Below are 12316 nucleotides of genomic sequence, written 5' to 3' on the forward strand. Positions count from 1 at the left end.
TATTAATAGAATTTGTTATTATAAACCTCTCATTCTTAAAACTGGGTTCAAATACACTCCTCCACAAGCATCCAATTTTACTTGTAAAGCTAATCGATCTGTAGATTCGCAAGCCATTCCGCTCCCACTATCATATTTACGAGCAACATAATATGTTGTACCGCTTGAAACAATAGTTGTTAAAGGCAATGGTGTAGTTGCTGAATCTGAATTATACCATACTAAAGTAGATCCTGGTAATTGAATATCTCCCAATGTAACAACTTTATTTTTACAGAATTTATCATCAGATAATTCTGTTGGTTTAGTTGGTGTGGGATTGATAATAATTTGATCTGTAATCACACAAGAACCTGCTGTAGTTGGATCATAATTAATTTCTAATTTATATGTTCCATAACCATATAATGACAAATCAATATTTCGAGTAGTGGCAATAAGTATTGATGGGTCTGCATTGTTACCTGTTAACTTATACCACTTATATGTTGTAAATGCGTTTGGATAAAATCCGTCTGCTGACAAGAACGAAGAAGTCGTTAAATCTCTACATGCTGATACAGCTCCAAAACCATAAGTCGAGTCATCTTGAGTTTTATCAAGAAAAGTTACGTAACTTGTATTATTTCCTCCATTTGTACTATAAGTTCCAAAAACTAAAATTTGATAACTAGAATTTGCATCAATATCTTTAACAGTCAAATAATCAAAATTAGTAGGACCACTTGTTATCGTAAATTTAGCTCTAGTTCCAGCTACAGAAGATACAATAGAACGTGTCACATCACAAGCTGTTCCACTTAAATTAGCTTGTTGAGTAACTTTTAGTTCTTTTCCTGCGGCAATAGAAATTTTGTTACTTAAAGAGTTTAAAACCTCTGTTGTGATATTTGAATTTGCATTAAATGTTACACCTCTTGTTGTAATACTTTTAAAGACTAATGCTGCAGTTGTAGGTCCTAGAATTGTATTTGTAGATGCTCTAGCATCAATAAATTCTAACATAGCAGTATTAAAAGCTGTTGTGCTATTTATTGGATTAAAATAGTTAAAACTTGAAGATGAATTTGAAAACAACTTAATTATAGCATTATCTGCAGTAACTAAAAAACTTGGAGATTGACTATCAAAACTATTCGTTAAATTAACTTTCGAATTATTGATATTTAATTTACCTGAAGCAATTGGTGCTGCAGTTGCAGCAGTAATATTTGCTAAATTCATTGTAATATTTGAAGCATCAATATCTGAAGTTCCTATAAAATATAAATTATTACTTGTACTTTTATAATCATCAACTAATTTATAATAAGATTCGTCCTGAAAGTTGATACGCATTTTAAGATCTGTCCCTCTTAACTGTATTTTATGTCTTGCTGTACCATCATAAGTAGCATCGGTTTGTTTACCAGAAGTAAGAATACGATTAAATCCTGTAATTATATTATTGTTTAAATACATTGAACCTGATAAATAAATATCTTTAGATCCAATTCCTTTCAGAGACATTCCGGCAGGCGAATCATTTTCAAAAATGATATTATTGATATAAATATCATTGTTAATCGCTACTTCATTTCCTTTCGCGTTTGAATATGATTTGAAATGAGCATTATCAAATTTTGTTGGAGAACATGAAGACGTATTTGCTGTACCATTTGCATTTGTAGTCCAATTGATTGAGTTATGCCACTCATTTGTTGAAGAAGTACTTCCTATCCAATATAAATTTGTAGGAGTCGCAGGATTAATAGATGTATAACCTGTCGAATTTGTTACACTTCCTGATATATTAATGCTATAACCAGCATTCTTCGTAAAATCAATTTTTCGCACATCATAACCTTTTAAAGTTAAAACATTTGGCGTATTTGTTTCATCTGTTACAGTTGATGCGACCTTAAAATTAACATTATATGTTTGTCCATCTAAGATTGTAACCAATTGACATGTTCCTGTATTAATCGTCTGATATTTATCAATAATATTTATTCGATATCCACTATCAAAAGCAATTAAATTACCTGCGTATACTTTCAATTCATTAATATTAACTTGGTTTGCGGCTGTCGAAAAAATACCTGCACCTTCAGTTCTAAAAGTCGCATTTGGCTCTAATTCTATATAACTAGCATCAAAGACACCTGATATTGTTTGACCTATAGTACTATTCGAGTTTTTTAATATAATTTTATTATACTTCAACTTATTATCGATCGTATAATCATTAGTATCACCAGCAGCATTAAAACTTTGATATATATTAAACGTACTAGAACCAGCATTTAACGTAAACTGTCCAGCAGGGTTAGTGGTATTTACATTATTATACGTCCAATATTTTGTATTGACAATACTATTATTTAAATACAAATTCGTTTTAAAAGAAGAACCTTTTGCTATTGTTCCATTGAAATCATTAAAATTTACTGTTGCTGCATCAAATATTAATGATCCATTCTCTAAGACAAATGTATTTCTATTTGCATCTGCAAAATTATAATAAGAAAAATCTGCACCTTTTAAACTTAATGCTCCTCCACCAGTTACAACTAATCTATCTCTATTTGAAGTAGAGCCTTTTAATATTCCATTATTTAATGTAATTGTTTCAGGAGAATTAATATTTGTAGACTTAGGAACAAAATACAAGTTTCTAATACTTAGTGTAGCTCCTACTTGTAATTGTAAAGAACCTCGTATTGTAAATGCATCACTTGCTAAACTAAAAATTTCAAATGTTTTCCCTATAAAATCTGGTAAAACAGTGAAATTATGAATATCAATTACTCGATCAATATCTATTCTTCCTGAAATAGTTGAATTTGCATTAAAATATACATTATCATTTGAAGATGGTAAAGTAGCAACAGGTGATTGTACTGATCCACTAGAACTCCAGTTAGCTAAATCTGTCCATGTTTTTCCATCACCTTTTCCTCCCCAATAATAATCTACAGCAACTCCACTAGTCACATTTATATTTTTATTCAAATTTTCTAAAACTGAATTAGTAAATGTGACTACATTCTTAGAATAAATACCATTTGCAATCATATTACTGTATGCAGGTATTGAAGTTGTAGGTATATCTAAATGAGCTAAAGTATTATCTTTTGATAAATATGATTTAAACTTTGTAGTTCCTGAAGATGAAGGATTAAAATTAAGATTTGTCACCTTTACATTAGGATTTATACTTGGTGTTGTCTGTGTAGAAGTACCATAAAATCGATACTCATATCCTTTGTCAATTGTTAAATTAGTTACTAATAAATTAGCCGTATCAAAATATGTACTCGTATTTTTTATCGTTAAATCTGTAATGGTTAATTTATTATTGTTAATAATACTAGAAACTCTCGTTGAATAATTATTAGCATTATCGATGATTACTTTTGGTAAAGTTAGATCTGTTTTTTCTATAGTTAATCCATAGTAAAATGTAGATACAGACGTATTATGATTCATACTACCAGTAGGGTCATATCCTCCTCCATGAATATATATAGTTGAGTTGGTTAAATCTGATTTTGCTATACTAAAATCTACAAACCATAAAGATTCTATATTTAAAGTAGTTCCTGCTAATTTAATTCCACTGTTACTGTTTAATACTTTTAACATTCCTGCAGAATTTTCATTATTGTTAGCGTATTTCTTTAAGATAATTGATCGATTAGATAAGTCTAACGTTGTTCCATTATCTACAATAATAGACATTGCATTAAAATTATTTGCAATAGCAATGTTAGTTCCTGAATTGAAAACTAAATAAACAGCAAGTTCATTATTATTCAATATTGGATTATTCTTAAGAATTAAAGATCCAACATAACTAATATCACCTGAAGAACTACTAGAAAAACTAGCTCGAGATGATAAATTCATTACTCCATTAACAGTTAACGTTTTTGCTGATCCACCAGGAGCTGTTAATCTAAATGCAAAATCATTTGTAGTAGAATTAGATGTAAAATTATTAAAAACAATATTTGATTGACTAAAATCAACATTAAACTTTGTTGCTCCATCTGTAAAAAAAACATTATCACTAGCGCCCGGAGCTACTGTAGGTGTCCCTCCATTTACACTTCCTAAAGCCCAGTTTTGTAAAGAATTATAATTACTATTTGAGCCTTTACCTGTCCAATAAAAATCAGCTGCGAATGCTTTCGTACTAAATATACTTAGTACAAAAACAAAAAATAAATAGATTTTTTTCATATCCTATTTATTAATTTCTAACCTTAAAAACTACATTAATAAATGTCTTTTCTGTGATTGTTGGCTTAGCCGGAACAGTGTAAGTTAATTTGCCGTCAGTAGATAAATTTGGAGAAGTAAATACTGTTTCATCTATATAAGTGATAAAATAAGCTAATTGACCAACTGTGTAGGCAGTTAAAGGCGTATCTACATTTGAAGAATATTTTGGTGTGCCAAATTGATTTTTGTATTCCAAATATAAATCCACAGTATGTGCTCCGGGAGTTGTATCCAATGCAATACTTGGAGCATAAAAAACCATAGGCTTAGCTTCATTATCTGTATTCAAAACTCTATTCCATTTTGTTCCAGTCCAAAAATAAAAGCCTGGTGTTACATTATTTGGAGAAGTTCCTGTTGTCGATGTATTATATACAAACAATGATTCTGGAGCTGTAGACGTTCCTGTAATTGGTGCCAATGTCGTTGTAGATGTTAAAGCTACTCTTGGTAATAAAATTCCTTTTGTTGTAGAACTTGCATCTAAAATTGAATTCGTATCTGGCGTGAATGAAGTTGCAGAACTGATTCCAACTTGAGCAAATGAAGCTGTAGATAATAGCAAAGTTATAACACTTGCTAAAAGATAGATTTTTTTCATGGGTAAATAGATTAAAGACTGATTAATAAGCAAATGTAATTCAGTCTATTAAATCAAAAAATCACTAATTATAGTGATTTTTTGATTTAATAAATATTGACCCATAAAAAAACCAGAAGATTAACTTCTGGTTTTTTGTTATATATAATTTCAAATGATTAGCTCATTGATTTTTCGAAACGTTTACGATCTACTTCTTTTAAGTGAATTTTACGTAAACGGATGAAGTTTGGAGTTACCTCGATACATTCATCAGCTTGGATATATTCCATACATTCTTCCAAAGTCATTTCTGTTTTTGGAGCGATAGAAGATGAATCATCTTTACCAGCTGCACGAATATTATTTAATTTCTTAGCCTCAACTACGTTTACTACTAAGTCATTGTTACGAGAATGTTCTCCGATAATCATTCCTTCGTAAACTTCTTCACCTGGCTCGATAAAGAATTTTCCACGATCTTGTAATTTATCAATAGAATAAGGAGTTGATGTACCTTGATCTTTCGAAATAATTACACCTGCAGAACGACCAGCGATTGCTCCTTTGAATGGTTTGTATTCTAAGAAAGTGTGTGCCATTACAGCTTCACCAGCAGTAGAAGTTAACATTTGAGAACGTAATCCGATTAATCCACGAGATGGAATTTCGAACTCTAAGTGTTGCATTCCTTCTTTTGCTTCCATTACTAATAAATCACCTTTACGTTGAGTTACTAAGTCGATTGCTTTAGAAGAATAATCATCTGGAACATCAATTACTAATGTTTCGTAAGGCTCACATTTTACACCATCAATTTCTTTGAAGATTACTTGAGGCTGACCAACTGTCAACTCATAACCTTCGCGACGCATCGTTTCGATTAATACAGATAAGTGCATGATACCACGTCCGTAAACTAATTGTGTATTAGAATCTTCTGTTGGCTCTACACGTAAAGCTAAGTTACGCTCTAACTCATCTTCTAAACGCTCTACTAAGTGACGAGAAGTAACAAATTTACCGTCTTTACCAAAGAATGGAGAGTTGTTAATTCCGAAAGACATATTCATTGTAGGCTCATCGATGTGCATAACTGGTAATGCTTCTGGATTCTCTGGATCTGCAATTGTATCTCCAATTTGGAAACCATCGATACCAACAACAGCACAAATATCACCTGCTTTTACCTCAGTAGCTCTTACTTTACCTAAACCAGCAAATGTATATAATTCTTTGATTTTATGTTTTTTGAATGTTCCATCAGGTTTTGTTAAAGCAACCCAATCTCCTTCTTTAATAACACCACGACTTACTTTACCAACTGCAATACGTCCTAAGAATTTAGAATAATCTAAAGATGTAATTTGCATTTGTAAAGAACCTTCATAAGCTTCTGGAGCAGGAACATGTTCAAGAATACCATCCATTAATGGAGAAATATCGTCTACACGTACATTTTCTGTATTGAACCATCCTTGTTTAGATGAACCATAAAATGCAGGGAATTCCAATTGCTCTTCTGTTGCATCTAAGTTGAAGAATAATTCGAAAACTTTGTCATAAACCTCATCAGGACGACAGTTTTCTTTATCAACTTTGTTAATTACAACTAATGGTTTCAATCCTAATTCTAATGCTTTACTCAAAACGAAACGCGTTTGAGGCATTGGTCCTTCGAAAGCATCAACTAATAAGATAACCCCATCAGCCATTTTCAATACACGCTCAACTTCTCCACCGAAATCCGCGTGGCCAGGAGTGTCAATCACATTGATTTTTACACCTTTGTAATCTACCGAAGCATTTTTAGAAAAGATCGTAATCCCTCTCTCACGCTCGATATCATTGTTATCCATGATTAATTCACCAGACTCTTGGTTTTCTCTAAAAACGTTTCCGCTGTGAAGAATTTTGTCAACCAATGTAGTTTTACCGTGGTCAACGTGTGCGATAATCGCAATATTTCTAATGTTTTGCATCCTTGAAAATTATGGGTGCAAATTTACGACAAATTTATTTTTTATTACTATACTTTTGATTTTATTTAATTTTAGCAATAATTAATTTAGAAAAATTTAATATTACTGAATACTTTTTACTAAAACGTTGATTTATTTGCAGATTGATTAATGAAAAACTAGTTTTTTCATTGAAAGATTTTAATGATTTCACTTATAATTCTTCATCATAATTACAAAAAACAAAAAAAATCTGCTACACTTTTGTGTAACAGATTTTTCGTGACTCGTCTGAGGCTCGAACTCAGGACCCCGAAATTAAGAGTTTCGTGCTCTACCAACTAAGCTAACGAGCCAAAATTAATAAACACAACAAACAAAATTATCTTGATTTGCTCTGCAAAGTTCTTTCAGACCAGAGGTTTTATCGAATAAAAACAATTGTATTCTTAAATTTAACCTATAAAGCAAAATGATAATCCTACTATCTTATTTTCGGATTGAGTTTTAACTCATTCTATCTTAATCAAAATTCTAAATTTTAACGTCCATATTGTTGGTAATTATCGGTTGCATATTTCTCAAAACGCTTCAATAACGCAATATTATCTTTCTCGATTGGCGACAATTTATCCTCAACATTTGTATACAACGGCACATACCAATCTACATAATCAAAAAATTGTCGTGCGCCACGATTCGCAAACGAATAGCCATGACGCGCATAAATTGTATTGCGAATAATCTCTAAATCTAACTTATGTAGATTTTTCAATTGTTTTTCCGTCAACTTTTGCGTTGATCCATTTATCTTATAAATTTCATCCGAAGCAGCACGTTGCACATCTACAAAATACTCTTCCCCATCTGATTCGTCGTATTTTTTCTTTTTAGAATTCACCCAATCTACATTATCATATTCATCCGCATACTCTTCATCTACACCATATTTTGGCTGAATTAAAATATTTTTAGGATCATAGTTAAACATTGTTTTTTTCAAACTAAATTTTCGAGAAAGTACAGGTAAATCAGTACGTTTCGAAATCCAAGTTCCATAAATTGAATCATCTTTTTCAGAAATATTAAACTTAAAAGTTCCATCATATTTTTGATCGCCAGGTTCATTCGCCATCACATAACGTGAATTTCCTTCTTTCACCAAATCACCTTTAAATGGTCTGATGTTTCCCGCTGAAACACTATAACCTTCAACCGTATTATCATTATTTATTTTCTGAATAACAATACTAATTCGATTTCGAAGCGACCAATTATCACCTTTATCATAATCAACAGAATCTGCTTCAAAAATTCCAGACCAAAGCCCGACATCTTCTTGCGTTGGCTCGATATGAATCGATGAAATCGTGTCATTAGAATCATTATTCTTAACGGCATTTTTTTTGTCATCTTTACAACTAACAACAACAAGTGTAGTGCAAATAAGTAGTGCTAATTTTTTCATATTTTAGATTGTTTAGTTTTATAAATATAATATTCTACAAGCAATAAATTGGGCACAAATCCCAACCACGCAATTATTTGATAAACATCCATCGGTGCGGGATGAAAAAGATAAACCAAAATCACTTTCCAAGCGCGTAACGTAAGCGCAGAAAGAGCCAACGCATAACTACGAAGCATAAAATTTCGGTGAGATTGAATGTTTTTCTGTTTGATTTTAACAACTGCAATTACCGTAAAAATCCACCAAAGAATACCGAGAATCACAAAAGCTGATTGCGCTATTAATTCTCCATTTGCATAAAAACCAATGTAAATTCCGCTCGGCGCAGCCAATAAAACAGTGATATAAAAATAAAATTTACCGAAAAGTCGATGTATTTTTCTGATTTGTTGATTGGTAATTTTAATGAATTGAACAATTCCAAAAAACAATGTAAATATTGCTGAATAAACGTGAATGTAAAAAATGGTTAAATAACTTGGAATTGTTGTCACCTCATCTTGTTTGATGGCTAAAAATGAAACATCCGACGAAATCGGAATATAACGCAACGTGATTTGCAGCATTAATTCGAAGAAATAAAGCCAAACAAGGAAAAGTAGTATTTTCCACCACGAGGTATTTTTTATAGCAGTTGTAAGTTTCAGATTTGGTTGATTTTGAATCTAAAAATACACTTTTTATTGATGATTCGCAATCACTATTTATAATGAAAAAATCCTTCAGAAATTCTGAAGGATTTTATATTTATTGTTTGATTTGAGCAGTTTCCTGCTTCGCTTTTTCTTCTTCTAACGATTTCTGATATTCACCGAATTCGTCATCCGTTTCGTTTAAATCTTCTTTGTGATATTTCCCCACTTCAACCTCAAACGTATCCGCTGGACCGGTAATTTTGATCGGAATTCCGATAATCCCAAACGGAGGCAAACCAAGTCGCATACCCAGATTCATATAACCATCTAAAGTCACTTGACCTTCGATTCGTGGACGGAAACCTGCAATTTTGAATTTCGTACGGTTTATCGTAATTACATTATTTTCAATCTTCGTTTTGAATGTCACTTTCTTCACATTCGCATCATGCAACGCATCAGTCGAAGTTTTTTCTGCAACAGAATTGAATACTTTAAATCCTAAAAATTTAATTTCTTCTAACGTAAAATTCCCTCCACCTTTTATGGTTTTCAATTTTGGGAACATATCTGCGCCCAAATCACCTTCGAGCTGATAATCCATCGAAACTTTTCCATGCGCTTTTTCCGCTGCACTTGCCAATTCTCTAAACAACGTAATTTCGTGATAAGCACGCTGAATATCGAAGTTATTGGCTTTTACAGTAAAATTAAATTTCGCTTTTTTCGCATTTGTTGGCACATAATTTCCGTTCATTGTAAATTCAGAACCAATCAAATTAAACTTCGTATTTTGAAGTTCAAGATTCCCTTGTTTCAAACCTAAATCTCCTTCGAAATTTTGCAACGTAATATCTTTAAATAAAACTTCTTTTGCTTGACCTTTTATCGACAATTCTACATTTTTTGGCAACAAAACCACACCTTCTTCCGCAGCAACCGAATTAGTCGCTGTCGATTCGGTATTAAATGCCATAAAATCATCAATATTGACACGATTTGTTTTGAAATTAATAGTTCCTTTTAATGTTTCATTATCTTTTAACGCATAATTGATGTAATTCGAAACATCTCCATCAAATACAAAAACATTCTTTTTATAACGCGCTTTTACATCTTTAAAAGTCAAATGACTTCCTTCAAATCGGAAATCTCCTTGTTTGATAACAAATTTACTTGGAAAGAATTTTGTATTAATATTAATGTTCTGGATTTTCACAAAACCTTTGTTTTGAAAACTCTCCAAAGGCGCTCCATTATTCCCTTTTACACCAAAATTAGTTTCAATCAACCCATCAACATCTAAACCTTCGATTGGAAATAATTTGTAAATATTAGCTAAATTCAATTCACCTTTTGAATGAATTCGATAATCTAAATTATTTAAATTTTTCAGATTTGCATTCACCATAAATGGTTTTCTTGCCAATGTAAATTTGATTGGTAAAACATCTATTGATAAATCGTTAAACGAACCTCTACCTGATTTTATATGCGTTTCTACCGTAATATTTTCTAAAGGCAAATTCGGATATTCGTGTAATTTTATGTAACCATTTTTCAGAATAACGACCGTATTAGAAACTGGAACTTTTTTACGTTTTGGCTCATACGTTCCGTTTGCTTTCATTTTTACAAACAAATCGCCTCGCATATCAATATTCTTTATTGGATAAATTTTGTAGATATCCTCTAAATGAATTTTAGCACCAAAATCTGCATTAATCGGAAAATTATTCAGATTTTTCAATTCTAATCGTCCAATCATATAATTATCCATCGCTTTTGCATCAATTTTATGAACCAATACAGACGTATTTTTGATATTTCCATCTGTATTTTTCATCGTCAAATCCAAATTAATATGATCCAAAGCAGCGGGCATTTCATTCATTTTGAAATAACCATTTTCAAGATTAGCTTTTAGATAAAATGTTGGAATTTTTTGCAAAGGATTTTTTGCATTCTGAACGATAGAACCTTTCCAACTTCCTTCCATATCAAGAATTCCTTTTGCATCAAATTGGTTGAAACCTGTTGCATTTTTCAAAGCTTCCAAATCAATACTCGATTCGATAACTCCTTCCGAAAACATTGTTTTTCCAGCCCAATACGTGAAATTAGTTTTAGTTGTTCCATCTAACAATTTGAAATCAAGATTCTCGACTTTGACACGCATTTTATCAGGATCCAACGCTTGCAAATCAATTGTAGAAACAAGATTTATATTTTTGATTGGAGAAGATGATTTCTTATAATTCATCCATCCATCATCAATTTTTGCATCAATATGAATATCTGGATTCTGATTTGTTGTCGCATTCATAATACCTTTCATCGTAAAAAGAATCGTAGAAGAACCTTTCAATTCCACGTCTTTTGCCCATTCTTGGTACGCTTCTGGAATAATCGCAGGAATATATTGCAGATCATTTTTCTCTGATGAAATCGTCAAATCAAAAACTTTGCTTTCATTTGGCATCAACAAAGAACCTTTCAACGAAAAAGGAAATTGACCTAATTCGAGGTTATTTTCAGTAAAATAAAAGGATAAATTATTTAAATCAATTTTCGAATTAATCTTTCCTTTTAAAGGTAAATTCTTAACATATTTCTCTTCATCAAAACTAAAATTGACATTTTTGATATCCGTTTTTGCATTTAATGTTAATTGATTTTCTGTAAAATCTATCAGTCCATCGTAATCAAATTGATCTAATTTTAGATAAGTTTTAGATGATTTATCGTCATATAAAAAGTTAGAATTCGCGATTTTAAAATTATTCAACGCTAATCCTACACTTGAGTCTTCTTCTTTTTCAACCTCATCAGAAGACTGCATAATATCAAAATTATTACGACCTAAACTATCTATTTTCAGATTGATCGTTGCATCTGTAATAAATAATTCATTGAAAATTATTTTATCATCAAACAACGTTTTGACATCTACACCAAGTGCAATTTCTTTCGCAGAGATTAAATTTTCGGTTTGATAAGGCGTAGAACCTTTGATGGAAGAATCCGTTAAAGTAACTGTTAGCTTAGGAAAATGATTGAAAAACGAAATATCCAAATCCTTAAATTCAATTTCCGTTTTTACATAATTTTCGGCAACGCTTTTTATGCCTTCATTAATTTGATCCTTAAAAAAATAAGGCGAAACATATAAAACCAATGCAATTCCACCCAAAGAAAATCCAGTAATTTTGACTACTTTCATTAATTTTGAGAGAACTGTTTTTTTCTTCTTCATAATCATAAAATCGGTTGAACAAAGTAACTGAGAATAGAAGTTAATCGGAAACAATACGATATTTATTTACCGCAACATTTATCATGTTCACCTCAATTATTTTGCATAAAAAAAGCCAAACATTTCTGCTTGGCTTCTTGTGAC

Annotated in this window: 6 protein-coding genes and 1 tRNA gene; all 7 read right to left on the bottom strand. The window is 31.3% G+C overall.

Annotated features, from left to right (window positions below; translation table 11 throughout):
• Positions 1–18: 18 nt before the first annotated feature.
• The 7 genes from HXZ74_RS04325 to HXZ74_RS04355 all read right to left on the bottom strand — a co-directional run bounded on the left by HXZ74_RS04325 (position 19) and on the right by HXZ74_RS04355 (position 12172).
• A complete protein-coding gene (locus tag HXZ74_RS04325; protein WP_286474021.1) occupies positions 19–4227 on the bottom strand; it encodes a hypothetical protein in 4209 nt (1402 codons plus the stop codon).
• 10 nt (positions 4228–4237) lie between these two features.
• Positions 4238–4870, bottom strand: coding sequence for a phage tail-like protein (locus HXZ74_RS04330; protein ID WP_115001378.1), 633 nt, complete (start codon positions 4868–4870; stop codon positions 4238–4240).
• Between the two features lie 158 nt (positions 4871–5028).
• On the bottom strand, positions 5029–6831 hold the full coding sequence (gene typA / locus HXZ74_RS04335; protein WP_038334507.1) for a translational GTPase TypA: 1803 nt from the start codon (positions 6829–6831) through the stop codon (positions 5029–5031).
• Positions 6832–7093: 262 nt separating this feature from the next.
• Positions 7094–7166 (bottom strand) — tRNA-Lys (locus HXZ74_RS04340).
• A gap of 185 nt (positions 7167–7351) precedes the next feature.
• Entirely contained in the window at positions 7352–8278 is a 927-nt protein-coding gene (locus HXZ74_RS04345; protein WP_280062548.1) for a YARHG domain-containing protein, read from the bottom strand.
• On the bottom strand, positions 8275–8847 hold the full coding sequence (locus HXZ74_RS04350) for a DUF2306 domain-containing protein (protein ID WP_280062551.1): 573 nt from the start codon (positions 8845–8847) through the stop codon (positions 8275–8277). The genes HXZ74_RS04345 and HXZ74_RS04350 overlap by 4 nt, the downstream gene beginning before the upstream one ends.
• Before the next feature lie 181 nt (positions 8848–9028).
• Positions 9029–12172: an AsmA family protein gene (locus HXZ74_RS04355; protein ID WP_286474023.1), complete on the bottom strand. Its 3144-nt coding sequence runs from the start codon at positions 12170–12172 to the stop codon at positions 9029–9031.
• Between the last annotated feature and the right edge of the window lie 144 nt (positions 12173–12316).

The organism is Empedobacter sp. R750, from assembly GCF_030324345.1.
GTDB classification, from domain to species: domain Bacteria; phylum Bacteroidota; class Bacteroidia; order Flavobacteriales; family Weeksellaceae; genus Empedobacter; species Empedobacter falsenii_C.